The organism is Streptomyces sp. CG 926, from assembly GCF_003148825.1.
GTDB lineage: Bacteria > Actinomycetota > Actinomycetes > Streptomycetales > Streptomycetaceae > Streptomyces.
Map to the genome: position 1 here is coordinate 735,349 of NZ_QGGZ01000001.1, position 24,442 is coordinate 759,790.

Sequence of the window (24,442 nt, forward strand, 5' to 3'; positions counted from 1 at the left end):
GAGATCCGGGGAAGCCCCGTGGGGCCCGCCTGCTCAGGCGGGCCCTGCGTCGTGTCGCGCGTCGAGCTCGAACCACACCACCTTGCCGCTGCCCAGGGCGAGCGCGTCCACGCCCCAGTCGTCGGCGAGTGCCTGTACCAACACGAGTCCCCGGCCGTGCGTACCGTCGGCGGTCGGTACGTACGGCCGGGGACGGCGTGAGGCGTAGTCCCGGACCTCCACCCGTAAGCGGGTGGCGGCGAGGCTGGCGTGCACCTCCGCACCCCGGTCGGTATGGACGAGCGCGTTGGTGACGAGCTCGGTGATCAACAGTTCGGCCACCTCGGCGGCGTCGGTCCGGCACCGGTGGCGCATCAACTCGCGCAGTGCCCGGCGGACTTCGCCGACCGCCTTCAGGTCGGCCCGGCGTACGCTCCGGGTGATCCGCAGCGCGTCCACCGCTTCCCCGTCCTCGTCGGCGGACGGCTCACGCGGCACCGGCCACCCTCTCCCCCACAGCTTCCCGGTCTTCGCCCCCACCCGCACGGCGATGTCCCTCCCGTGTCCTTGCTCTCGAACAGGTCTACGGGATGCATGCCCCCCGGGCGGTCCCGCACTCCTGCGGGCTTACGGCCGGGGCACGGCACGGAGGCCGGAACAGGCCATCCCGATCACATGGCCCGCCCCGGCGCCCCCCACGGCCCTGTCGGCGGACCGTGCGAATCCGGTCACCGTCCCGGCGCCGACCTTCGGAGGAATCGACAGGCCGCCGGCTCCGTGATCACGTCCGCCGGAGCGGGTCCCCGTGCCGGAAAGGGTTCCGCAAAGCCCCTGTGAGCTGCTGGGACCGCTCCACGCGGACCCCGTGCGAACCGGCCGGGCGCGATGGCGGCGACGTTCACGTTCTCGTTCGTCGTCCCGTAGGAGGGCAGGCCGGAAACCGACGTCTCCAACTCGACCGTTCCGAACGGTGAGTTGTCGGAGAGGATCACTTTGACGGGCGTGGCGTACTGCACCAGGGTGAGGAAATTTCCCACCGGCATCGAGGAACACCGTCACTCGACGTCGACACCCCTTGACGCTTGCGGCCGGCCGGCTGTGCGCCCTTCGCCGTTCGGGAAAGATAGCGCGCCGCCCGCACATTGCCCATGCCGGTGTCCGCTTCCCCCGCACCCGCACCGGCGGGGCCCGGTGGTCACCCGAATGGAGTAATCCAACGCGCCACCCACATGGGTGAAGATCAAGCTGAGTAGTGCCCCAACCGAGTTAATCGTGAAAGGGAAACCACATGCGCATGCGACGAATTCTGCCCGCCGTCATGGCGACGGCAGCCCTCGCCGGACTCGGCCTCACAGGTGCCGCCACCGCGTCCGCCGCCCCTGCCACCCCCACCGTCACCGTCACCGAGAACCCCACCCCTGGTGAGTGCATCGACGGAGGCGGAAAGATCGGGGCGGGCAACATCTGTATCGGTGGCACGCGCAACGGGGAGTATGTCGACTGAATCCCACAGTGCGCCCCGCGGCCACGCGCCGCGGGGCGCACTGGCGCGGGCATGCTGCGCAACCCGGTGGCACCGGGCACGTACACCCCCAAGGATCACGGTGGTGGATCCGGGCCGCAAGCGGCGAGCTTGTCGACGAGCCGCCGCGCGTGCCTTCCCGCCGGCCAGGGGCGCGCCGCTCACGCCTCCCAGATCGCGGCGGCCGTGCGGTCGTCGGCGTAGCCCTTGAGGCGGAGCTGGGTGTCCGCGAGGAAGGCCGCGAGCCCCGGCGGCTCCGGATCGGCCCAGCGCGCGGCGAGCTCCGCCGGCAGGGCGGCCTCCTCACGCATGGGCTCCGCCAGGCCCCCGGAGCACAGCAGGAGGGTGTCCCCCGGCCGGGCCACGGCGGCACGGAAGCGGAAGCGGAAACCGCCCTCGGTGCCGTCGGGGCTCTCCTTGTCCTCGGCCGACCCGGCGGGTTCCAGGTCCTGCCACTGCCCGGAGCGGAGCCGGAACAGTCCGCCCGCGCCGGCGCCGAAGCACACCCGGGTGCGGCACCGGGGGTCCACCGGGAGCAGCAGCCCGCGCAGGCCGGCGGTGTACGCCGACTCCGCGAGCCCGCGCTCGGCGGCGCTCGCCCGCAGCCGTCCGTAGCCGCGGTCGGTGAGGCGCTGGAGTCCCGACCGTAGGGCGTCGCGGTGCCCGCCGCGGATGTCCTCGGCCAGCCTGTCCTGGCTGCGCCCGACGGCGGACGCGACCGTGCGGCACAGTTCGGCGGCGGCCTCGGCTGCGCCGGGGGCGGCCCGGTCCCCGCCCGCGAGGGCCACCAGGATCAGCGCGTCGTCGCCGCTGCCGAAGCGGGCGGTGAGCAGGAAGTCGCGGCGGGCCTCGCCGCGGTAGCGGGCGGAGTCCCCGCGCAGGGAGGCGGCGCGCAGGGTGTAGGTGCCGTAGCGGGCCCCCTCCAGGACGGTGTCCGGGGTCAGCCCGTCGAGGGCGGCCGGGTCGGCGGGCGGGAGGGCTCCCGGTTCGGGGGCGTAGGTGGGGGCGCGATCGCCCAGGTGGGAAACCGCGGGCCGGACGGCCCCCGGGCGGGCCGCCACAGGCTCGGGCCGCTGCTCGGGCCCGGCCTCGGGCTCGGCCCCCCGCTCCGGCCCCCGCTCGGGCCCCTGCTCGGGCTCGGCGACGGACGCGGGCTGCGGTGCCGGATCGAACCAGGCCTCCGGGCTCGGCGCCTCGGGGTGCCGCACCGGCAGCTCGGGCCCGCGCACCGGTGGTACGGCCACGCCCCCGAGCGCGTACCCGGTGGCGTCGCCCGCCCGGGGATCGCGCGGCGGCGGGAGGCTGGGCAGGGTCGGGGTCGCCACCGGCTCCCCCTGCCGGGGTCCGGGCAGCAGCGGCTCCGGGGCGCGCGGAGGTTCCGGCGGGCCCGGGTCCGGTGCGAGGTCCGGTGCCGGTGCCAGGCCCGTGGCAGGCGCCCTGGTCGGGCCCGGGGCCGTGCTCGGCGCCGCAGCCGGGGCCGGCGCCGCGGGCGGTGCCGGGGCCGCCGCCGGGTCCGTCGTCACGCCCGCCGCCGAGCGGAACCGGTTGTCCAGGGTGTCCCCCGGGTCGGGTTCCGCTCCCGCGTCCGGGCCCTCGTAGAGCTTCTGCCACCAGTCGTCCGCGCCCTGCTGACTCATGGCTTCATTCTCGGCCCCCCATGGGGGCGGAAAACGCCGAATGCGGGAAAAGGGTCCACCGGACCGTCGTCCGGTGGACCCCTCCCCTGTCAGTCGTACGGATCAGCGCACGTCGTACGCGCGCACGACCGTCTGGGTGACCGTGGCGCCCTTCGCGTCGGTCAGTTCGACCTTCAGCGACACCGGCTTGCCGGAGGCTCCGGCGTGGTCGACGACCGCGTCCCACCGGCCGGCGTGCTCGCCCACCTTCGCCTCGGTCCAGTGCTCGCCGTCGTAGGAGTACGACAGCTTCGCCGACTTCAGCGCACCGGGCGTGTAGCCCACGTGGCCGGTGACGCCGAGCCCGATGCGCAGGCCGTCCGCCGCCGCTACCGTCTTCGTCCCGTCCAGCGGGGCCGTGTACCGGGGGAAGAGGATCCCGAGCCCCTGCGAGTACGCCGACGCGTCGAGCTTCGAGGTGAAGCCCCAAGTGGTCCGCACCGCCGTGGAGCGCTGCCAGACCCGGGCGGGCGCGCCGATCTTCTCGATGGACTGGGTCAGTTCGTAGCGGCCCTCCTCGGCGGGCACCTCGAAGACCCCGAAGGGGTACCAGCTCTCGCCGACGACCTCGCCGCCCCGCTTGAGTTCCAGAGAGCCGATGTCACCGAAGGAGCCCGGCTGGGCGGCGTGGGCGCTGTCGCCCCACATGGCGGGGGCGAAGCCGATCAGGTTGCCCTGCCGCTCGGCGGCCAGGGTCTCCCGGCCCGCGAGGTCGCGCGGCGCCACCGGGCCGGTGACCCCGTCGTACCAGGTGGCCGTGGTCCGCTGTCCCTGGGTGTAGGTACGCTGCTCGCCGACCATGAACTCGCCCCAGGGGAAGCTGCTGGAGAGCAGCTGGTCCCAGGCCGTGTCCCCGGCGGAGTGGTACTCGGTGCGCGTGCCCGGTGCCGCGACGGTCTCGATGCCGCCGAAGTACACGGCGGTGCCGATCGGCCGGTAGGCGCCTGCCATGTCGATGAAGTCGGCCGCCACGCCCATGGAGTTGTAGGTGGATTCGGTCCGGCCGAGGTCGCGGTCGCGCACCCGGTAGGTGTGGCCGCCCTTGACCTCTCCCTTCTCGGGGTGGGCGAGGGAGTAGACGTACGGACTGTTCGCCTCGGCCTTCCAGGACAGGTCGACCTTGCCGGTCGCGAGCCGGGCCGACAGAGCCTTCGCCTCGGCCGCCTCGATGGTCAGCGCGGGCAAGGCGCCGCCGGTGTAGCCGGTGAACCCGGTCCAGCGGCCGGGGGCGTCACGGTGGGCGAGGACCGCCCTGGCGCCGGCGGCCCGCGCGTTCCGCGCGACCTCGTACAGGGCGCCGTCGACCGCCTTCACCAGGACGACCGCGTCCTTCGCGCCCGCCGCGGCGAGTTCCTCGGGGGTGCCGGAACCGGCGTCGACCAGCGGCGCGGCGCCGACTCCGTCGAGGTTGTCGCTGCCGGTGGAGGCGGTGATCGGGTGCAGGACCGGGCCGCCGACGACCTTCAGCTCGGAGACGAGCGGCGCGGCGGCCCGCCAGTACGAGGCGAACTCGAAGTCGCCGTCCTTCGCGCGTCCTTCGACAGAGGCGTAGAAACCGCGGATGGTGCGGCCGCCCATGGCGGTGCCCGCGTGCAGCCAGACGTCGTCCCAGCTTCGGGCGAATCCGAGGGTGGTGTTGCGGGCTTCGACCGGCTTGTCGGCGGCGATGTCCAGACGCCCGGCCTTACGGGCGTCCAGGACGACGGTGGTGTCCTTCCTCAACTCGACCTGGGGGCGGCCGAGATAGGTGAGGGAGTCGATCAGTTCGGCGCCCTCGCCGGCGTCGGGGGTAGCGACGAAGGCGGAGAGGAAGTACGCGCCGGGGCGCACCCGGTAGACCTGGTCGGCGGCGCCCTCGTTGAAGCGGCGCTCGCCGGTGGCGTCGTCGGTGCCGATCACGTCCAGCGAGGAGGGACCGGCGGCCGGCTTGCCCGCGCGGTCGACGAGCTTGACGCGCAGGGTCACCGTCTCGGGCTCGACGTAGAGCGAGAAGGGGGTGGAGACGCGCACGCCGTTGGCGGTGGCGACGACGCGGCCGGTGACGTCCCCGTACTGGGAACGCTCCAGCTTCGCCGTCGGGTCGAGGGCGAGCGGCACCCGGGTGGTGGCGCCGGCCGGGACCGTGACGGTACGCCGCTCCAGGCGGGCCACCTGCCCTCGGACGGGCGAGCCGTCGTTGCCGGTGACCTTCTCGACGGCCAGGTTCAGGGTGACGGGGCTCTTGCCCGTGTTGGTGTACGGGACCTCGACGGTGGTGCGGTCGCTGCGGTCCTGCGGCCAGTTGTACGCGCCGCCCTGGACGGCGGGGGCACCGGTCACGGTGGTGTCGATCGCGGCCTTCACGTCGAGGCGGCCGCCGCCGGTCTCCCGTACGTCGCCGGGGACCCTGGTGTCGGCGGAACCGACGAGGGCGGCCTTGATCTGCTGCCCGCTCCAGTCGGGGTGGCGCTGCTTGACGACGGCGGCGGCGCCCGCGACGTGCGGGGTGGCCATCGAGGTGCCGGACATGGACCGGTAGGCGTACACCCCGCGGCCGCCCGCGGCGGCGGCGGAGATCCCGACGCCGGGGGCGGCGATCTCGGGCTTGAGGGTGTGCTGGAGTCCGGCCGGGCCCCGGCTGGAGAACGGGGCCGTCGTGTCGTCGCGGTCGACGGCGCCCACGGTCAGGACGGAGGGCGCGCAACCGGGCGAGGAGACCGTGTTGTTGCCGGGGCCGGAGTTGCCGGCGGCGACGACGAACAGCGGGCCCTGCTGGGAGAGCCGTTCGGCGGCGGCGGCCAGCGGGTCGTCGCAGGCGGTCTGCGAGGGGTCGCCGAGGCTCATGGAGACCACGTCGGCCTTGGACTCCACGGCCCATTCCATGCCCGCGATGATCCACGAATCGAGGCCGTAGCCTCCGTCGTTCAGGACCTTGCCGCTGAGCAGTTCGGCGCCGGGGGCCACGCCCTTCTTGGCGCCGCCGCTCTCGGCGCCGGAGCCGCCGACGGTGGAGATGGTGTGGGTGCCGTGGCCCTGCCGGTCCGCGTCGGTGTCGGAGTCGGTGAAGTTCTTCGAGGCGGCGACCCGGCCCCGGAGGTCGGGGTGGTCCGGATCGGTGCCGGTGTCGAGGACGGCGACCTTGGTGCCCTTGCCGTCGTACCCGGCGGCCCAGGCGGCGGTGGCGGCGACCTGGCGGGTGGAACGCTCCAGGTTCGCCCGGACCTTGCCGTCCAGCCACAGCTTCTTCAGTCCGCCCGAGACGGAGCGTGAGCGGGCGTCCGTACCGGTGACGTCGGACCAGAAGGCGGCGGCCTGCTCCTTGTCGGCGGCGAGGGCGACGGCGCCGATGGAGCCGAGGACGAGGGAGCGCTCGGCGCCGCGGGGCGCGGGCGGGGCGTTGCGCGCGACGTTCACGGAGCCGTCGTAGACCGCGATGAGCGGGAGCTTCCCGGTGTGCGCGTCGTCGTAGCCCTGCCGGACGAGGCCGGTGACGTTGAAGAGCTCGGGGTCGACCTTGCCGGCGGCGAGGGCTCCCACCGCGCCCTCGGGGTAGACGTACAGGTCCTTGCCCGACTGCCGGGTCTGTACGAGTGGCTGCGCGCCGTCGGCGCGGGGCATCGCGGTGGCGGCGGTGCGGCCGGCCGCGTCGGTGGACACCAGGATCCGGTCGCCGGTGACCAGGGTCACCGTGACCGGGGCGGTGGGCTGCTGCCCGGCAGCCTCACTTCCGACGAGCGGTCTGTGCCCCGCTCCGGGCGCTCCGTCGGCCGGCTGCGCCGCCGTCGGGGCGACGGCGGTGACGGCCAGGACGGCCGCTGCGGCCGCCCCGAGTGCCGTACGCGATATCGGACGCATCGCTCTCCCCAGGTGAATTCCGGCCAACTGCTGCGTTGCACGGCGAAAGCGCCGCGTAAATGGCTTCTGGCCGGCGGTTGTTGGTGCTGCGGTGGCGTCACCTTGGCAGAGTGGCGGCAGGTGCGGCGATGATGGCCGCGGCGGGTTTGCGCCGTGGCCGCTTCCCGCCAGGCGCGTGTCGAAAGGTGGGTGGACGGGTTGCTGGGTGCCATAGGCCTGGACGAGGGCCAGGAGTCGGCGTACCGCGCGTTGGTCGCGCTGGGTGCCGCGGAGGTACCCGACCTCGCGCACCGGCTGACGCTGCCGGTGCCGCACACCGAGCGGGCCCTGCGCCACCTGGAGCGGCAGGGTCTGGCGGCGCAGTCCTCGGCCCGGCCCGGGCGCTGGGTGGCCGCACCGCCCGGCGTCGCCCTCGGGGCCCTGCTGACCCAGCAGCGGCACGAACTGGAGCAGGCGGAGCTGGCGGCGGCGCTGCTGGCCGAGGAGTACCGGGCGGAGGCGACGGAGCCGGCGGTGCACGACCTCGTGGAGGTGGTGCAGGGCGCGAGCGCGGTGGCGCACCGCTTCCACCAGATCCAGCTGGGCGCGGAGAAGGAGGTCTGCGCGCTGGTCACCGGCCGGCCGCAGGTGGTGACGGGGACCGACAACGACGCGGAGGACCGGGCCTGCGTGCGCGGGGTCGACTACCGGGTGGTCATCGAGCGGGAGGTGCTGACCCTGCCGCGCGGGATCCGGGAGGCGTCGACGGCGCTGGCGCGCGGCGAGCAGGTCCGGGTGACGGAGCGGGTCCCGACGAAACTGGTGATCGCGGACCGGACGCTGGCCCTGGTCCCGCTGACGGCCCGCGGGGCGGAGCCGGCGGCACTGGTGGTGCACGCCTCGGGGCTGCTGGAGTCCCTGACCGGCCTGTTCGAGGCGGTGTGGCGGGAGTCGCTGCCGCTGAGGCTGGGGGCGGCCGGTTCGGCGGAGGAGGCCGGCGGCAGCCCCGACGCCACGGACCTGGAGATCCTCTCGCTGCTCCTGGCGGGCATGACGGACGCGAGCGTGGCCAAGCACCTGGAGCTGGGGCTGCGGACGGTGCAGCGACGGGTCAAGGGCCTGATGGAACTGTCCGGGGTGACGACCCGGCTGCAGCTGGGCTGGCACGCGTACGAGCGGGGCTGGGTGGCCCGATAGCCCCAGGTCGGTCAGGCTGAGCGCATGGATCTGCCTCAGCTGCTGCTGGTGGGGCTGGTGCTGCTGCTCGGGGTGGTCGGAGTACTGATCCCGGGTGTGCCGGGCACCTGGCTGGTGTGGGCGGGGCTGATGTGGTGGGCGTTGCACGTGCGCTCGTCGCTCGCCTGGTCGCTGCTGGTCGCGGCGACGGCCCTGCTGCTGGTGGTCCAGGTGGTGAAGTGGCTGCTGCCGCCCCGGAAGGTGCGGGGGGTGGGCGTCACCCCCCGGATGGCGGTGTTCGCGGGGGTCGGGGCGGTCCTGGGCTTCGTCCTGGTTCCGGTGGTGGGGGCGGTACCGGGCTTCGTGGGCGGCATCTACCTGTGCGAGCGGCTCCGCCTGGGCACCCACGGCGAGGCCTGGGCGTCGGTGCGGGCGGTGATGCGGGCGGTGGGGACGAGCGTGCTGGTGGAGCTGTTCGCGTGCCTGATGGTGGTGGGGGCGTGGGTGGGAGCGGTGGTGGCGCAGTAGCCGCGGCCGCAAGGCCGACAGAGGCTCTCGCGTCGATCGGGGGCTACGCTCTCAGCCCCTGAGTCGATCGGTCGTGGAGCCGTCATGGACAAGCCCGTTCCCGTCGAGCCGGTCTTCTTCGCCCCGCCGTCCGCCGACCCGGTCGAGGACGCACGCGTCGCGGTCGTGTGGACGCTGGGGGACCCGGGCCGTGACCTGGATGCGAAGGTGGTCCGGCTGGGCGCGGGGGCCGTCACCGGCGAGGGCGGCGGGACGACCGTGGGCCTGCTGCTCGTGGTGGTCGCGGGTTCGGGCGAGGTCCGCACGCCCGGCCGCGCGGTGGCGCTCGCCCCCGGCTCCGCGGCCTGGCTGCCGACCGGCACCCCGCACTCCGTCCGGGCGGGTGACGACGGCCTGACGTACACGCAGGCCCACCGCCGCCGCCCGCCCCTGGACATCGCCCCGCGGCTCGGGTCGGACGCCGGTGAACCGGCCTGCCTCCTCCACCTCGTCTGCGACGCGTGCGGACGCCTGGCCGCCGAACGCGACGCCCGGTACTGCACCCGGTGCGGCGCCCTGCTCGGCGACGACGGGAACCCGGCGGCCCGTTAGTCCGTTCAGTCGATCGGTTTGCCGTTGTAACTGCCGTCGACGCAGATCCACGAGCCCTTGGCCGATTCGTACTCCACCGATCCGCCGCCGTCCATGCACCTCTGCCCGTCGATGGCGGGCACGGCGGCTTGAACGACGGGAGCCGCGGCGCCGAGCCCGGCCAATATCACGGCGGCAATGAACCCGAGAAGTCGTGTACGCATCAGGGCCTCCAACAGGAGCGAGCGGCACGGTCGCCACCAGCCTCGCCCCGCGCCGCGTCCAGGCGCGCACCCTGTTGCTCCATTCGGGTGATGCCCGCACCCCCGCCATTGCACAGGAGGCGCGCCGCGACGTCGCACACCAGGGGCGTTCGCCCCGGTGCGGGAGCAGGCTGATTCCATGGAGACCAAGCCCGTCGTGGTCGTGGAACCACCGGATGACAACGGCTTGCGGAAGGTCGTGATCGACGGCAAGCCCGCAGGCAAGGTGTGGAGCCGACACGAACTGCAAAAGGTCCTGGAGCGTGCCCACGTGGCAGCTGATGCCGACATCGAATGGCACGGCGGAAACCGGACCGTGTGGCCGGCGCACAGCTGGGGGCGTCGCATGACCGGCACCGTCATGGCGCTCGGCTTCCTGGCGACTGCGGCCATGTGCACCTGGATCGGCATGAACGACGCCCTCGACGCCCTCACGTTCGCCGGTCGCGTGACCGGATTCCTCTTCCTCTTCATGGCCGTGGTGGAACTGATCGCCGTCGTTGCGGGTTTCGACTTCTGGCGCAGCCACAAGAAGGCGTATTCGGGTCCGGCCCTGCTCTTCGGAGCCCTGGTCGAACTCTTCGTCGGTTCGGTGCTGCTCCTGATGTACGTCGCCAACCGGGACAGACCGTCGGTCGCGCTGTGCCTGCTGCTCTGGATCGGCATGGTGATCTGCGCCGCATGGTCCTTGTGGGTGCTCTGCCGCCGCCGGGTGTGGAAGGTGCTCCGCTATCCGGGGCGCATAGCGGTCGGGGCGATCGTCTCCACCCTCCTGGTCATCACCAACCTGGCGTACACACAGGTCTACCTTCCTTCCATGTCGCGTCCGCTGGTGCAGGGTTCGTCCGAAATCGGAATGCCGAGCCTGAACAGGGAAGGGACGAAGATGTACCTGCGCGTCCGCCTGCACCTCAAGAACTCCGGCCAGGTTCCGGTCCATATTCTCGGCAGCATCTACTGGATCCAACTCAAGCTCGTGAGCGACCCGAAAGACAGGTACAAGTTGCTCAAACCCGGCGAGCTGGTCAAGCCACCGGGGCGGGAGCTGAGTCCTCAGGAGGAGATCTCGGAAGACGTGGTCGTCGAGATCGATGACCCCGGAAAGTCCGCCTACGAAGCGGTCACCGCCCAGGTCGAGGCCTACGCGTTCCGGCAGGACCGGATGACCATAGACGCCGCCTACAAGGATTCCGGGGAGTGGCGCGGAAAGCTCAAGAGGGAAGGAAAGGACGACGACCCTCCGGGGCCCCCGCCGGTCGACAAGGAGTACTTCAGGTATCAGTCGGCGATTTCCCAGAGCAGTGAGCTCCTGAATCTGACCCGGGGCAAGGAGCGCGTGACGGTCTGGTGGTTGTACCGCCGCCGGCCTGTCGTCTACGTGGACGTGGCGAGTCCGGACGATCGGAAGCCCTTCAACCTCATCGACCCCAAGGAACAGAGGCGGGCCGTCGACCGGTACGGGCTCGCGTTCGTGCGCGGCTCGATGGCTCAGATGCCGTACACGGAACTCCTGAAGGAGGCTCAGGCCCACCGCCCGACGTGAGCACCCCACCGCGGCCGACCGCACCATGACCTAGGTCCGCAGCCCGATGCGGGGGCCGGCAGCGGCTGCGAGGCTGGGTGGTATGACGGATTTCAAGGGTTTCAGCGAGGCCGAGCTGGCATATCTGCGTTCCCAGCACCTGGGCCGGTTGGCCACGGTGGACGCCGCCGGGCAGCCGCAGGCGAACCCGGTGGGCTTCTTCCCGCAGGAGGACGGCACGATCCTGGTCGGCGGGATGGCGATGGGCACGACGAAGAAGTGGCGCAACCTGCACGGGAACCCGCGGCTGTCCCTGGTCGTGGACGACCTGGTGAGCACCCGACCGTGGCGGGTGCGTGGCATCGAGATCCGGGGCCGGGCCACGCTGGAGACCGGCCCGCACGAGCTGGGCGCCCATTTCGGCCCGGAGGTGATCCGGATCCACCCGGAACGCGTCCACGCGTGGGGGCTCTGACCGCCTCCGGCGGACGCTCCGCGGTGCGCCGGCGGCCGCGTACCCCCGCACGGTGACCGGTGCTCACGCTCCGCTCAAGGGTGGAAGGGCGACAGTGGGGGGTGAGAGCTCGAGCGATCCGGTCATGAAGGTCCCTTCGGAATCCGCGACGGTCCTGGTGCCCGCCGACTGTCCGGGCACGCGGGACAGCGGGCCGGCGCCCTGTCCGGCCGCCTTGCGGGAACGGTCCCAGGACTCGCTGGTGCAGGCCACCGCGCTGGTCCTGGCCGCGCTTGGTCCCCCTGTCACTCGCCGCGGGATACATGACGGCCGGGTACGCCCTGTCGCCGCTCCGGCGGATCACCCGCAGCACCCGACGGGCCTGTCGGCAGTCCCCCTGAGGGAATTCCTCGGCGGGGTCGGGGTCCCGGCTCGCGGCACCCCGCCCCCGGCCGTACTCAGACCCGGCCGCTCCGCTTCGCGGCGTAGTTGGCCCGGCCCTCCGCCGACTTCAGGCGCCAGTCACGGCGGATCTCCGACCGCAGCCGGGCGTCCGTCTTGGCGACGATCCGCTGGTTCTCCCGCAGGAGCTTGCGGTAGCTCTCCAGACGGCGGTCCGTGAGCTCACCGGAGTCCAGCGCGGCCAGCACCGCGCACCCCGGCTCCGCCTCGTGCGCGCAGTCGTGGAAGCGGCAGTTCGCGGCGTACTCCTCGATCTCCGAGAAGACCTGGCCGACGCCGGCCTCGGCGTCCCACAGCCCGACGCCGCGCAGTCCGGGGGTGTCGATCAGGACTCCGCCGCCCGGCAGGGCGAGCAGGTTGCGGGTGGTGGTGGTGTGCCGGCCCTTGCCGTCGACCTCGCGGGCCGCCTGCACCTCCATGACCTCGGCGCCGAGCAGCGCGTTGGCCAAGGTGGACTTGCCGGCACCCGAAACGCCCAGCAGCACGCTGGTGCCGTCGCCGACGATCGCGGCCAGCACGTCCGTACCCTCCCCGGTGACGGAGGAGACGGTCAGCACCTGGACGCCCGGAGCGGTGGCCTCCACGTCCTGGACCAGGTGGCCGAGGGTCGCCACGTCCGGGACCAGGTCGGCCTTGGTGAGGACGACCAACGGCTGCGCCCCGGACTCCCAGGCCAGGGCCAGGAAGCGCTCGATGCGCCCGAGGTCCAGCTCGACGGCGAGGGAGACCGCGATGATGGCGTGGTCGACGTTGGCGGCGAGGATCTGCCCCTCGGACCGCTGCGAGGAGGTGGACCGTACGAAGGCGGTCCGGCGCGGCAGGTACGCCTTCACGTAGCGGGGGTTGCCGGTCGCCTCGACGGCGGCCCAGTCCCCGGTGCAGATGACCCGGAGCGGGTCGTGCGGGGTGACGAAGGCGGTGTCGGCGCGGACGATGCCGTCCGCGGTCATGACGTCGCACTGGCCGCGGTCGACGCGTACGACACGGCCGGCCAGGAGGCCCTGCTCGGCGTACGGGGCGAACTCGGCCTCCCACGCGTCGTCCCAGCCGAGGGCGGCGAGGGCGTGCGGGAGCGAGGTGTGGGTGAGGGACGGGAGAGCGGAGAAAGACAAGGGAAACCCTTCACAGGGTGGCCCCGGCCGCGTGCGCTCGCTCGGTGGCGGCGCGCGAAGAGGTGTGAGGTCAGCCGGGGACCACAGAAGTGACATTGATGGTCTTCTGAGTGCGGGCAACGCCCTGCGCGATGACAGTCATCAACGAACTCACCTCCGGGTCCATGCACATGCTGATCGTTCCGCACCGGTCGGCGGGAACTGATCCACCGTAACAAGACCGCTCCCGCCGGAGCCACTTCTTTTTTCGGGCCTATCTCTGTGGGGTTTCGACGTCGCCCGCGCCGGCGGCCGCCCACGGGCCGTCGGGGTACGCAGCCTGGGCGCGGCCGACGCCCGCCTCGATGTCCAGGCTGCGCGGGGACGCGGCGTCGCGCAGGGCGTCCGGCACGTCGCAGCGGCCGGCTCCGGCCACGCAGCGGACCTTGAAACGGGTGGCCGCGGGCACGGTGAGGGCCAGGCGCCCGGAGCCGACGCGAGCGGTGACGTCGTCGGGCGGGGTGACGAAGGTGGCGACGGCCCGGCCCGAGCCGACCCGGATCTCGGCCCGGTCCGAGGCGAGTCCGGTGGCGTGCAGACGGCCCGAGCCGACCTTCGCGCGCAGGGCGCCGCGCAGCCCGACGATCTCGACCTGGCCGGAGTCGACCTCCGTGTCGACGGTGCCGCCCAGTCCGCTGAGCGCGATCCGGCCGGAGCGGGTCGTCACCTTCACGGGGACGTCCACGGGTACGGTCACCGCCAGCTGGATCGAACAGCCCACGCCGGCGCCCGGCCAGAAGGGCTCGCCGGGGCAGTGCGGGGTCAGCCTCAGGGTGTCGCCGAGCCGGCTCTGTTCGATGGTGGGCGTCCTGAGGGACCAGCTGACCGTGGCCCGATAGCCGACCTGCCGGTCCGCGCGCGGGGTGACGGTGATGTCCGCGTCCGCGCCCACGATCTCCACCGCGGCCACCGGGCGGCCGTCGCTGCCACCGCTCAGGGTGTCGCTGCGGGTGTTCCCCCAGGACCAGACCTGCCAGGTGGCGGGCACCACCACGAGCACCGCGCCGAGCAGGGCGGCGGTGATCCAGGCCAGGCGGTGCGCGCGGCGGGGCCCGTCGGTCGGGGTCACGACGTGCCGTCCAGGAAACGCAGGACCGCGAGGACCCGGCGGTGGGCTCCGTCGGCCGGCGGCAGGTCGAGCTTGGTGAAGATGCTGTTGATGTGTTTGGCCACCGCGCTCTCGCTCACGACGAGTTCGGCGGCGATCCCGGCGTTGGAGCGGCCCTCGGCCATCAGCGCCAGCACCTCGCGCTCGCGCGGGGTGAGCCGGGCCAGGGGGTCCGGGCCGCCGCCTCGGCGCAGCAGGAGCTGGGCGACGACCTGCGGGTCCAGCGCGGTGCCGCCCGCGGCCACCCGGCGCAGGGCGTCGATGAACTCCTCCACGTCGGCGACCCGTTGCTTGAGCAGATAGCCGATCCCGGCGCGGGTCTGGGTCGCCAGCAGATCGGCGGCGTAGCGCTCCTCCACGAACTGCGAGAGCAGCAGCACGGCCGTGCCGGGGTGCTCCTGGCGGATCATCAGGGCGGCCCGGACGCCCTCGTCGGTGAAGCCGGGCGGCATCCGCACGTCCACCAGGGCCAGTTCGGGCCGGTGTTCCTCGACCGCGGCGAGCAGACCCTCGGCGTCGCCGGTCTCGGCGACCACCTCGAATCCGGCCATTTCGAGGACTTTGACGAGTCCTATGCGCAGCAGGACGGAGTCCTCGGCGATCACAGCCCGCACGGCAGCTCCACGTTGATGACGGTCGGACCCCCGAGGGGGCTATCGATCATGATGGTTCCGTCGACGGACCCTACGCGTTTGCGCAGGCCCACCAGGCCGGTACCGCGGGCAGGGTCGGCTCCGCCCACCCCGTCGTCGGTGACGGTGATCCGCAGCAGGTCGCCGCCGCGGGCGGAGCCGCCGCGGGCCGGAGCGCGCACGACGTGCACCCGACAGCCGTCCGCCCGGGCGTGCTTGGCGACGTTGGCCAGCGTCTCGGAGACCACGAAGTAGGCGACGGCCTCCACGGTGGCCCCCGGCCGCTGCCCGATGTCCACGGTCAGCTCGACGGGGAACGGGGCCCGGGCGGCGATCCCGGAGAGCGCCGCATCGAGGCCGCGGTCCTCCAGTACGGCCGGGTGCAGGCCCCGTACCAGGTTGTTCAGCTCCTCGATGGCTTCCTTCGCCTCGCGGTGCGCCTCGTCGATGACGGCCTTGGCCTCGGCCGGCAGGTCGGTGAGGGTCGCGCGGGCGATGCCGAGGTTCATGGCGAGGGCGACCAACCGTTGCTGGGCTCCGTCGTGCAGGTCCCGTTCGATCCGGCGGCGTTCGAGGTCGGCGGCGTCCAGCACCCCGGCCCGGCTCTCCGCGAGGTCCTCGACCCGTCGCTCCAGTTCGCGGGCCCGGTTGGGGCCGAGGAGCGAGGCGGCGGCAACGGAGTCCAGCCGGGCGACGAGGGCGGCGAGCCAGGGTGCGGCGAGCATCAGCAGGACGCCGCCGACGGTGATGGCGTCGTACCGCTCGGTCCAGCCGGGGGTTCGGTTGTCGGCGGGCAGGATCCAGAACCAGCCGTAGACGCCGGCGGCGGCGACGCCGAAGGCCCAGGCGAGCACCACCAGCGCGCCGGCGACGGCGGCGAGCGGGCTGACCAGCACGTGATAGCCGTACTGCCGCCAGGTCGCCTCGGAGCGCAGCCGCCGCACCACCGCGAGCGGGGTGAACCGGGCGCCCTCCCGTTCGACCTCGGGCACGTCGAGGTCGAGCAAGGTCCGGAACCGGCTGCGTTGGAGCCGGGTCAGGAGCGGTCCGCACAGCAGGATCAGGAGCGGTGGGAGCATGCCGGGCCCGGGTGCCATGACGGCGGCGGTGAGGCCGAGGAGTACGGGCAGGGCGGCCGGGATCGCGGCCGCGGTGAAGGCCGTGTTGCGCCAGGCCCAGGCCGACCAGGGCGCGTGCGCCGTGATCCAGGTGTACGTACGCCTCGGCGCGCCCCCGCGAATTGCCATGCCCCATACGGTAATCGCACTGATCAGAGGCCTGCCATCATGCGGGTACCCGCCCGGGGGTGTACCTGGCGCCACCCCCGATCCGGATCATGGGGCTACTGATCCGGCGGGCCCGGTCGACGAGGCTGGTGGTGCGCTCGGGGGACGGACCACCGGGCCGGAAGGAGACCCTCGTCATGGCTTTCGTCGCCCCGCAGGCCCGCGCCTGGCGCACCGCCCGCACGCCCCGTACCCGTACCCGTACCGGCAACGCCCGGACGGTCCGCACGTCCCGGACCGCCACCGTACTCACCGGAGCCGGGCTGGTGTTACTGCCTTGGGTGGTGGTGCTGGCGAAGACGATGCCGCAGACCACCGAGGTCTCCCACTGGTCCACGGCGTGGATCGGCCTGGACCTGATGCTGGCCGCCGGGCTGACCGGGACCGGAACGCTGCTGCGCAGGCGAGATCCCCGGGCGTCCCCGGTCGCCGCGGCGACGGCCGCGCTGCTGGTGATGGACGCCTGGTTCGACGTCGCGACCTCGGCCGGGACGGACGGTCAGGGGATGGCGCTGCTGCTGGCGGCCGGCGCGGAACTGCCGCTGGCCGTGGCCTGCGCGGTGGTGGCGGCGCGGCGCCCGCGCTGATGTCGGACTCGCCGGCACCTCACCCACCGATCTCCGGTCCGCCCAGCACCCGCCCGCCGGTCGCGGTCGCTGTTGAACACCACCTGCACGCCGTCGTACGCGGGCTCGGCGTCGTCCGCCGTCGAAACGTCCGGCTCGAACCGGCGGTACTCCCCCGTCGCGGGGTCCACCCGTGCGTCGGGGTGCTGGTGGCGCAGACCGGGCAACACCGCGGCCGTCCTACGGACGTCCTGGACCGTGCGCAGCTCCGCGCCGAGGCGGATCTCCTCGTCCTGCCGGGCCGGCGGCGCGCACAGCGCCCGTGCCCGTGCCCGGCGGTACGCGTCGAAGGGGTCGGTGGTGCGGTCGACGGGGTACGCCCGCGACTTGCCCACGTGGCCGCATCTCGCACGCCGGCGGCCGGGCGTCCCGACCTCTGCGCGCAACGCGGGACACGGCGCGGCCGGTGTCCGATTCGTTCAAGACGGGCGCCCGGTGCGCGCCTAGCCTGCTGCCATGACTCCTCGACTCGACCTGATCGGCATGGTGGTCTCCGACATGGCCGCCTCGCTCGCCTTCTACCGCCGTCTCGGCCTGGACATCCCGGCCGAGGCCGACGGCGCGCCGCACGTGGAGGCCGTCCTGCCCGGAGGCCTACGGATCGCGTGGGACACGGAGGACACCATCCGTTCCTTCGACCCGTCGTGGACCGCGCCCACCGGCGACGGCCGCCGGGACCTGGCCTTCCTGTGCGACTCCCCCGCCGAGGTGGACGCGCTCTACGCCGAACTGACCGCCGCCGGGCACACCGGGCACCTGAAGCCCTGGGACGCCTTCTGGGGCCAGCGCTACGCCGTAGTGCTCGATCCGGACGGCGCCGGCGTCTCGCTGTTCGCCCCGTCGGCTCCGGCGGCGTAGGCCCGCAGGGTCGTCCCGGCCAGCGCCCGCACCTCACGGGAGAGATGCGCCTGATCGGCGTACCCCGCGACGCAGGCGACCTCGGCGAAGGGCAGGCCCGTACGGGCCAGGGCCAGGGCGCGGCGCAGCCGCAGGATGCGGCCGAGCGTCCGGGGGCCGTATCCGAAGGCGTCGAGCGAGCGCCGGTGCAGCTGTCGCTCGCCGAGGCCGACGGCGCGGGCGATCTCGGCGACCGCCTCGCCCGCGCGGACCCGGGCCGCGACCTCGGCGGCCAGCGGGTCGGGCGCGCCGGCGGCGGCGGCGCGGGTGCGGGCCAGCGCCTCAAGTCCCGCGCGCGCGTCCCCGTACGCCTCGACGTACCCCTCGACCAGCCCGGACGCCCGGCGCGCCGCACGGGCGGGCCACAGGTCGGCGAGCTCGACGCGCCGGTCCCGTAGCGCGTGCGCCGGTACGCCGATCAGCGCGGGCGCGGTACCGGGTGCGAGCCGGATTCCCGCGAAGGCCCCGCCGGGGACCTCCCCGGCCGGATGCGGCCCGGTGTCGGGTCCGGCCACCAGCAGCCGCCCGTCGGCCCACATCAGGTCCATGCAGCCGTCGGGCAGCACCACCGCGCCGGTGCGGGCGGCCGCGCGCCACAGCACGGCTCCGGGGACGGCCGTGGACACCGCTTCCTCGTACACGACTCCAGGTTAAGGACCGGGCGTCTCTTTCGGATCAGGCCCGGCGCGCCTCGGTGGAGCGGGAGGGCGCCGGTGGAGGATCGGGGGGGCGGCGGATGCGGCCGATGCGGGCCGCATCCGCCGTGCCCTTCGTGCCCTTCGTGCCCGCCGCAGCCCGTTTCCCGCCCCGTGAAGAGGTCCGGACGTGAATCTCCCCGACGACGACCCGGCGCCGCGTCCCGACGGCGAGGCAGGCGGACGCTACGGCGAGGCGGTCTTCCGGCCCGAGCTGCCGGGCGAGGACGACCGCATCGACCTCGGTGCGCTCGCCTATGACGACTTCACCCTGGCCCGGCTGCGCGCGCTGGGCGCCGGACCGGGCTGGCGCTGCCTCGACGTGGGCGCGGGAACGGGCACGGTCGCCCGGCTCCTCCTGGACCGGGCCGGGGTCGCTGAGGTGGTGGCCGTCGACCGGGACACGACCTTCCTCACGGCGCACCCGGCGCCCGGGCTCACCCCGCTGGAGGCGGACATCACCGCCCTGGACTTCGCTCCGGGACGCTTCCAGCTGGTGCACGCCCGGTTCGTGCTGATGCACCTGCGGAACTGGCCGCGGATGATCGGCAAGCTCGCCTCCCTGGTCGCCCCGGGCGGTGTCCTGGTCCTCGGCGACGCGGTCGACCTGACCACCCCCGCCGCGCCGACGACCACGTACGGCCGGGTGATGCGGGCCATGTGGCAGGGGCTGGGGGACAGCCTGGGCACCGATGTCTCCTGGGTGCCGGAGTATCCCGCGCACCTGCGGGAGGCCGGTCTGCTGTCCGTGGGGGCCGAGATCCTCGTGCCGCCGCTGCTGCCGGGCAGCCCGATCAGCCGGTTCTGGGCCGGTACCTGGGAGCGCGCGCGGGAGCCTATGACGGCCACCGGGCTGGTCGACGACGCGACGATCGACGCGGCGATCGCCTACCTGGACTCGCCGGACTGCGCCGCGCTCTCCCCCGGCCTGCTCACCGCCTGGGGCAGGAAGGCCCCGTAACGACACCGGGCGGGAGACGCGGGAGGGCGCGGCGAGGCACGTGAGGCGCGCGGCCGGCGGGCCGGGCACCCCGGCCCGCCGGCCTTCAGTGCTTGCGCAGCCGGCCGTGGTAGTCCTCGGGCGGCAGGAACTTCGACCACCGCTCCGGGAACTCCGACGGCATCCCGTCGTCCTCGTCGTCCTCCGACTCGCCCTCCGCCATCGCCCGCCACGCCGCGGCCCGCGCGATCAGCTGGGCGGCCTCGGCCTCGCGGGCCCGTTCGTTCGCCTCGCGCGCAGCCGCCGTGGCCACCGAGGGCCAGACGCGGTCGATCGCGGCGTTGACGGCGGCCCCGACCAGCACGGCGAAGGCCGAGATGCCGATCCACAGCAGTACGGCCACGGGCGCGGCCAGTGATCCGTAGATCGTCGGCCCCTCGACCGTGTTGGTGAGGTAGATCCGCAGCAGGAACGAGCCCAGCACCCACATGGCGAGGGCCACCAGCGCCCCGGGCACGTCCTCGATCCACGGCGAGCGCACGGGCACGGACACGTGGTAGAGCGTCGTGAGGAAGGCGATGGACAGCAGCGTCACGGTCGGCCAGTAGAGCACCGCGATCACTTCGGTGCCCCAGGGCACCAGCCGGACGACCGCGTCGGGCCCCACCACCATCAGCGGGAGCACGATCGCGCCGATCAGCAGGGCGATGATGTAGAGCAGGAAGGCCAGCAGCCGGGTCTTGACGATGCCGCGATGGCCGTCGAGCCCGTACATCACGGTGATGGTGTCGATGAAGACGTTGACGGCGCGCGATCCCGACCACAGGGCGAAGGCGAATCCGAGGGAGATCAGGTCGGGGCGGCCGCTGCGGGTGACGTCGTCCAAGAGGGGTCTGGCGATGTCGTTGACGCCCCGGTCGGACAGGACCGTGCCGACCGCCGCCAGGATGTTCTCCTCGATGCTTCCGACCGTGCGGGTGTCGGTCCAGCCGTCCACGTAGCCGAGCAGACCCAGCAGGCCGAGGAAGAGCGGGGGCAGCGAGAGCAGCGTGAAGAACGCCGCCTCGGCCGCGAGCCCGAGGATCCGGTACTCGATGCACGAGTTGACGGTGTCCTTCAGCAGCAGCCAGCCCATCTTCCGCATGGAGACGTTGCGGTAGAGGGCGCGGGCCCGGTGGAGCCGTCCTGGGGTCCGCTCGGGTGTTTCTTTTGCTGGCTGCACGTCCTTACGGTATCCGCATGGCAGCCACCACCCACACAGTCAGCAACCAGGCCCCGCCCCTGGTGGGGTACGACGTCTACGGCGGCGATCGGGCCCTCACCGAGGGCGTCGAGCGTCACCTCGCGGCCGCGGAACCCGAACTCCTCGGCGAGGTAAGGCAGGAACTCACCGACCTCGGGCGTGCGGCCGGTTCCGCGCAGGCCCAGGAATGGGGTGTGCAGTCGAACGAGAATCCGCCCACGCTGCGGACGCACGACCGGTACGGGAACCGGATCGACGAGGTCGATTTCCACCCGGCCTGGCATCGGCTGCTCGGGCACGCGGTGACCTCCGGGCTCACGGACGCCTGGGGGCGCCCGGCCGGGCACCTGCGCCGGGCCGCCGGGTTCTTCATCTGGTCCCAGGCCGAGGCGGGGCACGGCTGCCCGATCTCCATGACCCATGCGGCCGTCCCGGCGCTGCGCACCGATCCGGCGCTCGCCGCCGAATGGGAGCCGCGGCTGACCTCGCACGTGTACGAGCAGGGGCTGCGGCCGGCCGCCGAGAAGGGCGGTGTGCTCTTCGGCATGGGGATGACCGAGAAGCAGGGCGGCAGCGACGTACGGGCGAACACGACGGCCGCGGTGCCGCTGGACGCGTCCGGCGAGTACCTGCTGACCGGGCACAAGTGGTTCTGCTCGGCGCCGATGTGCGACGGCTTCCTGGTACTGGCGCAGGCTCCGGGCGGGCTGACGTGCTTCCTGGTGCCGCGGGTGCTGCCGGACGGTACGCGCAACGTCTTCGCGATCCAGCGACTGAAGGACAAGCTGGGCAACAAGTCGAACGCGTCGAGCGAGGTGGAGTTCGACGGGACCTGGGCGCGCCGGGTCGGTGAGGAGGGCCGCGGGGTGCGGACCATCATCGAGATGGTCGCGGCGACCCGGCTGGACTGTGTCATCGGCTCGGCCTCGCTGATGCGGCAGGCCCTGACGCAGGCCGTGCACCACGCGGAGCACCGCTCCGCTTTCGGAGCACCGCTCATCGACCAGCCGCTGATGCGCAACGTGCTCGCCGACCTCGCCCTGGAGTCGGAGGCCGCGACCACCTTGACCCTGCGCCTGGCCGCCGCCAACGACGCCGGGACCGAGCAGGAGAAGGCCTTCCTGCGCCTCGCCGTGCCCGCCGCCAAGTACTGGGTGACCAAGCGCTGTACGCCGATGGTGGCGGAGGCTCTGGAGTGTCTGGGGGGCAACGGCTACGTAGAGGAGTCGGGACTGCCCAGACTGCTGCGCGAGTCGCCGCTGAACTCCATCTGGGAGGGCTCGGGCAACGTGCAGGCGCTGGACGTACTGCGCGCCCTGCAGCGCGAGCCGCAGGCGCTGAACGCCTTCCTCCAGGAGGTCGGTCTGGCCCGGGGCGCGGACCACCGGCTGGATTCGGCCATCAAGGACCTGTTGACGGATCTCGCCGATCTGGAGGGCATCGAGGCGCGGGCCCGTCGGGTGGTGGAGCGGATGGCCCTGGTGCTCCAGGGATCGCTGCTGGTGCGATGGGCCCCGTCGGAGGTCGCCGACGCCTTCTGCGCCTCGCGGCTGGGCGGCGACTGGGGCACGGCCTTCGGCACGCTGCCGCACAGCCTGGATCTGCGCGCGGTGGTGGAACGGGCGCGGATCACGGGCTAGGAAAGAGCCCCCGTCGGGCTCCACGGCGGTCCCCAAACCGCTCCCAGCCGGGATCCGGGCCCATCACCGGTACAGAAGGTGGCGCCGCGCCGACTCGGCGCCACCCCTGATCCGAAGCCCCGAGGAGGAGCCGGCACGCCGCTCTGCGGCGTCCGGACAGTTTCGGTCGCCCGACCGGGACTTGGCGAGAGTTGCATACCGTTGCAACCTGTGAGTCGGCAGCCGTCCGTCGGGGTGCTCGGGGAAGCGCCACGCGCGCGGACCTCCCGGCCGGCTCGCGTCGTACGTCCTGTTCGCACGGGGAGGTTCCGGTGGCCGACACCACAGGCAGCACGGTCGATGCGGCACGCATCTCGGCCATGGACGCGCGGGCGGCGGCGCGTCTGCTCAAGGGCGTACGGGCGGCGGCGCTGGCCGGGGACCGCCCACCGGCCGCGCCCCGGCCGGAGATCGCGGAGTCCTGGCGCCGGATGCTGGCCGTCGGGGTGCACCCCGACCGGGACGCGCGCTCGCGGATGCTGTCGGCCGCCGAGACGGAGGAGCGGCGGCACGTGTCGCCGCTCCGGGAGATCCTGCCGGTGCTGCGCGAGGGCTTGTTGCCCGCCCTGGACGAGGCCCTGCACATCATGGTCGTCGCGGACGCCGACGGGCGGCTGCTGTGGCGCGAGGGCCACTCGTCCATCCTGCGCAAGGCGGACCGGCTCGGCTTCGCGGTCGGGGCCGACTGGGACGAGGCGGTCGTCGGCACGAACGGGGTGGGCACCGCCCTGGTGGCCCGGCGCCCGGTGCAGGTGTTCTCCGCCGAGCACTTCGTCTCCAGCCATCACGACTGGACCTGCGCCGGGGCGCCGCTACGGGACCCGCGCGACGGCCGGCTGCTGGGCGTGGTCGACGTCAGCGGCCCGCTGGCCACCATGCACCCGGCGACGCTGGCGTGGGTGAGCTCGGTGGCCCGGCTCGCGGAGCGGGAGCTGCGGCTGCGGCACCTGGAGTCGCTGGAACGGCTGCGGACGGTCGCGGCGCCCTTGCTGGCCCGGCTGCCGGGGCGGGCGCTGGCCGTGGACCCGAACGGCTGGACGGCTGCGGTGACGGGCCTGGCGCCCGCCGAGCGGATCCCGCTGCCGAAGACGTTCGGGCCGGGCCGGGTGTGGGTGCCGCGGCTCGGGGAGTGCGTGGTGGAGCCGCTGCCCGGCGGCTGGCTGCTGCGGGTCGACCAGGGCGGTCGCGACACAGCGGCGGCGGTGACCCGGATCGTCCTGGACCTCAGCCGGGCGGGGTGCTGGTCGGCGACGGTGTACGGCCCCTCCGGAAGCTGGTCGCAGGAGCTGAGCCCGCGCCACGCGGAGCTGCTGTTCCTGCTGGCGGAGAGCCCGCGGGGGCGCTCGGCGGCGGAGCTGGCCGGGGAGCTGTTCGGGGACCCGACGCGCACGGTGACGGTCCGCGCGGAGCTGTCCCGCGTACGCCGGCACCTGGCGGGCGTCCTCACCCACCGGCCGTACCGGTTCGCGCAGGACGTGGAGGTGGAGCTGATCCGCCCCGAGGATCCCGCCGCGCTGCTCCCGCACTCCACCGCACCCGCGGTGGTCCGGGCCCGCCTGGGCCGGACGGGGCCCGGCATGATTCCCTGAGCTGCATGAGCACCATCACTCTCACCACCTGGTCGCTGGAGATGACCTCTCCCGCGGACCTCGTCCCGGCGGCTCCGGCGGGCCCGGAGATATCCATCGCGCGGGCCGAGGTCCCCTCCCCCGAGTTCAGCCGCTTCCTGTACGCGTCGGTGGGCGGCGACATCCACTGGACGGACCGGCTGGCCCTGACCCGCGCGCAGTGGGTGGAGCAGCTGGCCCGGCCGGGCGTGGAGACCTGGGTGGCGTACGACCGGGGCACGCCGGCCGGGTACGTGGAACTCGACCCGCAGGACGACGGCGTGGTGGAGATCATGTACTTCGGTCTCCTCCCCGACTTCCGCGGCCGCCGCATCGGCGGGCACCTGCTGTCGGTGGGCATCGCCCGGGCGTGGTCCCTGGCGGAGCGCTGGCCGGAGCTGGAGCCGACCCGGCGGGTATGGGTGCACACGTGCAGCCAGGACGGGCCGACGGCGATGAGCAACTACCAGCGGCGCGGCTTCAAGATCTTCAAGACGGAGACGGAGTCCAAGGTGGAGACCCCGACCCCGGGCCCCTGGCCCGGCGCGTAACCCCTCCGGGGTCGGTCGACCGAGCCCACCGGGGGTGCCGCTGCCGGGGCCCCGCCCCCGCA

At 73.4% G+C, this 24,442-nt stretch carries 23 protein-coding genes; 12 read left to right on the top strand and 11 right to left on the bottom strand.

From position 1 onward, the window contains the following. Window positions 1-33 precede the first annotated feature (33 nt). Window positions 34-477, bottom strand: a complete 444-nt coding sequence (locus tag BCL76_RS03030; protein ID WP_258309256.1) for an ATP-binding protein — start codon at window positions 475-477, stop codon at window positions 34-36. A 796-nt stretch (window positions 478-1,273) separates the two neighbouring features. Here BCL76_RS03030 and BCL76_RS03035 point away from each other — a divergent pair. Beyond that, on the top strand, window positions 1,274-1,483 hold the full coding sequence (locus BCL76_RS03035; RefSeq protein ID WP_375137873.1) for a hypothetical protein: 210 nt from the start codon (window positions 1,274-1,276) through the stop codon (window positions 1,481-1,483). Between the two features lie 179 nt (window positions 1,484-1,662). On the opposite strand, the gene BCL76_RS03040 is transcribed toward BCL76_RS03035, so the two are convergent. Then, the gene (locus tag BCL76_RS03040) at window positions 1,663-3,138 is read right to left on the bottom strand and encodes a protein phosphatase 2C domain-containing protein (RefSeq protein ID WP_109777860.1); all 1,476 of its coding nucleotides are present in this window, start codon (window positions 3,136-3,138) and stop codon (window positions 1,663-1,665) included. Between the two features lie 102 nt (window positions 3,139-3,240). Beyond that, window positions 3,241-7,011, bottom strand: a complete 3,771-nt coding sequence (locus BCL76_RS03045; RefSeq protein WP_109777862.1) for a S8 family peptidase — start codon at window positions 7,009-7,011, stop codon at window positions 3,241-3,243. A 198-nt stretch (window positions 7,012-7,209) separates the two neighbouring features. Between BCL76_RS03045 and BCL76_RS03050 the strand changes: the two genes are divergently transcribed. From BCL76_RS03050 to BCL76_RS03060, 3 genes are all read left to right on the top strand, one after another. Next, on the top strand, window positions 7,210-8,187 hold the full coding sequence (locus BCL76_RS03050) for a helix-turn-helix domain-containing protein (RefSeq protein ID WP_109777863.1): 978 nt from the start codon (window positions 7,210-7,212) through the stop codon (window positions 8,185-8,187). Window positions 8,188-8,211: 24 nt separating this feature from the next. Further along, window positions 8,212-8,694: a DUF456 domain-containing protein gene (locus tag BCL76_RS03055; RefSeq protein WP_109777865.1), complete on the top strand. Its 483-nt coding sequence runs from the start codon at window positions 8,212-8,214 to the stop codon at window positions 8,692-8,694. A gap of 84 nt (window positions 8,695-8,778) precedes the next feature. Further along, window positions 8,779-9,285 carry an AraC family ligand binding domain-containing protein gene (locus BCL76_RS03060; protein ID WP_109777867.1) on the top strand — a complete coding sequence of 169 codons (507 nt, stop codon included), beginning with the start codon at window positions 8,779-8,781 and terminating at the stop codon, window positions 9,283-9,285. A gap of 5 nt (window positions 9,286-9,290) precedes the next feature. On the opposite strand, the gene BCL76_RS38430 is transcribed toward BCL76_RS03060, so the two are convergent. After that, complete coding sequence (locus BCL76_RS38430) at window positions 9,291-9,488, bottom strand: hypothetical protein (RefSeq protein ID WP_146228306.1); 198 nt, start codon at window positions 9,486-9,488, stop codon at window positions 9,291-9,293. 178 nt (window positions 9,489-9,666) lie between these two features. Here BCL76_RS38430 and BCL76_RS03065 point away from each other — a divergent pair, with 178 nt between their 5' ends. Both BCL76_RS03065 and BCL76_RS03070 read left to right on the top strand, forming a co-directional pair. Then, entirely contained in the window at window positions 9,667-11,070 is a 1,404-nt protein-coding gene (locus BCL76_RS03065; protein ID WP_109777869.1) for a hypothetical protein, read from the top strand. A gap of 82 nt (window positions 11,071-11,152) precedes the next feature. Then, window positions 11,153-11,524, top strand: a complete 372-nt coding sequence (locus BCL76_RS03070; protein WP_030766598.1) for a PPOX class F420-dependent oxidoreductase — start codon at window positions 11,153-11,155, stop codon at window positions 11,522-11,524. 437 nt (window positions 11,525-11,961) lie between these two features. Here the strand turns inward: BCL76_RS03070 and rsgA are convergent, their stop codons facing one another. The 4 genes from rsgA to BCL76_RS03090 all read right to left on the bottom strand — a co-directional run bounded on the left by rsgA (window position 11,962) and on the right by BCL76_RS03090 (window position 16,103). Next, a complete protein-coding gene (gene rsgA / locus BCL76_RS03075) occupies window positions 11,962-13,077 on the bottom strand; it encodes a ribosome small subunit-dependent GTPase A (RefSeq protein ID WP_258309257.1) in 1,116 nt (371 codons plus the stop codon). Between the two features lie 253 nt (window positions 13,078-13,330). Further along, window positions 13,331-14,185, bottom strand: coding sequence for a hypothetical protein (locus BCL76_RS03080; protein WP_109777874.1), 855 nt, complete (start codon window positions 14,183-14,185; stop codon window positions 13,331-13,333). Then, the gene (locus BCL76_RS03085) at window positions 14,182-14,838 is read right to left on the bottom strand and encodes a response regulator transcription factor (protein ID WP_258309258.1); all 657 of its coding nucleotides are present in this window, start codon (window positions 14,836-14,838) and stop codon (window positions 14,182-14,184) included. Before BCL76_RS03085 ends, BCL76_RS03080 begins: the two co-directional genes overlap by 4 nt. Next, a complete protein-coding gene (locus BCL76_RS03090) occupies window positions 14,826-16,103 on the bottom strand; it encodes a sensor histidine kinase (RefSeq protein WP_109777878.1) in 1,278 nt (425 codons plus the stop codon). Before BCL76_RS03090 ends, BCL76_RS03085 begins: the two co-directional genes overlap by 13 nt. Before the next feature lie 176 nt (window positions 16,104-16,279). Between BCL76_RS03090 and BCL76_RS03095 the strand changes: the two genes are divergently transcribed. Then, complete coding sequence (locus tag BCL76_RS03095) at window positions 16,280-16,729, top strand: hypothetical protein (RefSeq protein ID WP_258309259.1); 450 nt, start codon at window positions 16,280-16,282, stop codon at window positions 16,727-16,729. Here BCL76_RS03095 and BCL76_RS38435 read toward each other — a convergent pair. Further along, the gene (locus tag BCL76_RS38435; RefSeq protein ID WP_146228307.1) at window positions 16,642-17,103 is read right to left on the bottom strand and encodes a hypothetical protein; all 462 of its coding nucleotides are present in this window, start codon (window positions 17,101-17,103) and stop codon (window positions 16,642-16,644) included. The genes BCL76_RS03095 and BCL76_RS38435 overlap by 88 nt on opposite strands. 121 nt (window positions 17,104-17,224) lie before the next feature. Here BCL76_RS38435 and BCL76_RS03100 point away from each other — a divergent pair, with 121 nt between their 5' ends. Continuing rightward, window positions 17,225-17,626 (top strand): VOC family protein, encoded by a 402-nt coding sequence (locus BCL76_RS03100; protein ID WP_109777880.1) that lies wholly within the window; start codon window positions 17,225-17,227, stop codon window positions 17,624-17,626. Here the strand turns inward: BCL76_RS03100 and BCL76_RS03105 are convergent. After that, window positions 17,557-18,306 carry a helix-turn-helix domain-containing protein gene (locus tag BCL76_RS03105; RefSeq protein WP_109777882.1) on the bottom strand — a complete coding sequence of 250 codons (750 nt, stop codon included), beginning with the start codon at window positions 18,304-18,306 and terminating at the stop codon, window positions 17,557-17,559. The genes BCL76_RS03100 and BCL76_RS03105 overlap by 70 nt on opposite strands. Window positions 18,307-18,490: 184 nt before the next feature. Here BCL76_RS03105 and BCL76_RS03110 point away from each other — a divergent pair, with 184 nt between their 5' ends. Further along, entirely contained in the window at window positions 18,491-19,321 is an 831-nt protein-coding gene (locus BCL76_RS03110) for a class I SAM-dependent methyltransferase (RefSeq protein ID WP_109777884.1), read from the top strand. Between the two features lie 85 nt (window positions 19,322-19,406). On the opposite strand, the gene BCL76_RS03115 is transcribed toward BCL76_RS03110, so the two are convergent. Beyond that, window positions 19,407-20,522, bottom strand: a complete 1,116-nt coding sequence (locus BCL76_RS03115) for a YihY/virulence factor BrkB family protein (RefSeq protein ID WP_030766626.1) — start codon at window positions 20,520-20,522, stop codon at window positions 19,407-19,409. Window positions 20,523-20,539: 17 nt separating this feature from the next. Between BCL76_RS03115 and BCL76_RS03120 the strand changes: the two genes are divergently transcribed. The 3 genes from BCL76_RS03120 (at window position 20,540) to BCL76_RS03130 (ending at window position 24,380) form a co-directional block, all read left to right on the top strand. Next, window positions 20,540-22,183, top strand: coding sequence for an acyl-CoA dehydrogenase family protein (locus tag BCL76_RS03120; protein ID WP_109777887.1), 1,644 nt, complete (start codon window positions 20,540-20,542; stop codon window positions 22,181-22,183). A 359-nt stretch (window positions 22,184-22,542) separates the two neighbouring features. Then, window positions 22,543-23,811, top strand: a complete 1,269-nt coding sequence (locus BCL76_RS03125) for a GAF domain-containing protein (RefSeq protein ID WP_109778320.1) — start codon at window positions 22,543-22,545, stop codon at window positions 23,809-23,811. A 5-nt stretch (window positions 23,812-23,816) separates the two neighbouring features. After that, complete coding sequence (locus tag BCL76_RS03130) at window positions 23,817-24,380, top strand: GNAT family N-acetyltransferase (RefSeq protein WP_109777889.1); 564 nt, start codon at window positions 23,817-23,819, stop codon at window positions 24,378-24,380. Window positions 24,381-24,442 lie beyond the last annotated feature (62 nt).

Bases quoted from the DNA above. Each gene is read 5' to 3' on its own strand.
- BCL76_RS03035 (WP_375137873.1), top strand. From the start codon at position 1,274: ATGCGACGAATTCTGCCCGCCGTCATGGCGACGGCAGCCCTCGCCGGA.
- BCL76_RS03040 (WP_109777860.1), bottom strand. From the start codon at position 3,138: ATGAGTCAGCAGGGCGCGGACGACTGGTGGCAGAAGCTCTACGAGGGC.
- BCL76_RS03045 (WP_109777862.1), bottom strand. From the start codon at position 7,011: ATGCGTCCGATATCGCGTACGGCACTCGGGGCGGCCGCAGCGGCCGTC.
- BCL76_RS03055 (WP_109777865.1), top strand. From the start codon at position 8,212: ATGGATCTGCCTCAGCTGCTGCTGGTGGGGCTGGTGCTGCTGCTCGGG.
- BCL76_RS03060 (WP_109777867.1), top strand. From the start codon at position 8,779: ATGGACAAGCCCGTTCCCGTCGAGCCGGTCTTCTTCGCCCCGCCGTCC.
- BCL76_RS38430 (WP_146228306.1), bottom strand. From the start codon at position 9,488: ATGCGTACACGACTTCTCGGGTTCATTGCCGCCGTGATATTGGCCGGG.
- BCL76_RS03065 (WP_109777869.1), top strand. From the start codon at position 9,667: ATGGAGACCAAGCCCGTCGTGGTCGTGGAACCACCGGATGACAACGGC.
- BCL76_RS03070 (WP_030766598.1), top strand. From the start codon at position 11,153: ATGACGGATTTCAAGGGTTTCAGCGAGGCCGAGCTGGCATATCTGCGT.
- BCL76_RS03090 (WP_109777878.1), bottom strand. From the start codon at position 16,103: ATGGCAATTCGCGGGGGCGCGCCGAGGCGTACGTACACCTGGATCACG.
- BCL76_RS03095 (WP_258309259.1), top strand. From the start codon at position 16,280: ATGGCTTTCGTCGCCCCGCAGGCCCGCGCCTGGCGCACCGCCCGCACG.
- BCL76_RS03100 (WP_109777880.1), top strand. From the start codon at position 17,225: ATGACTCCTCGACTCGACCTGATCGGCATGGTGGTCTCCGACATGGCC.
- BCL76_RS03120 (WP_109777887.1), top strand. From the start codon at position 20,540: ATGGCAGCCACCACCCACACAGTCAGCAACCAGGCCCCGCCCCTGGTG.
- BCL76_RS03125 (WP_109778320.1), top strand. From the start codon at position 22,543: ATGGACGCGCGGGCGGCGGCGCGTCTGCTCAAGGGCGTACGGGCGGCG.
- BCL76_RS03130 (WP_109777889.1), top strand. From the start codon at position 23,817: ATGAGCACCATCACTCTCACCACCTGGTCGCTGGAGATGACCTCTCCC.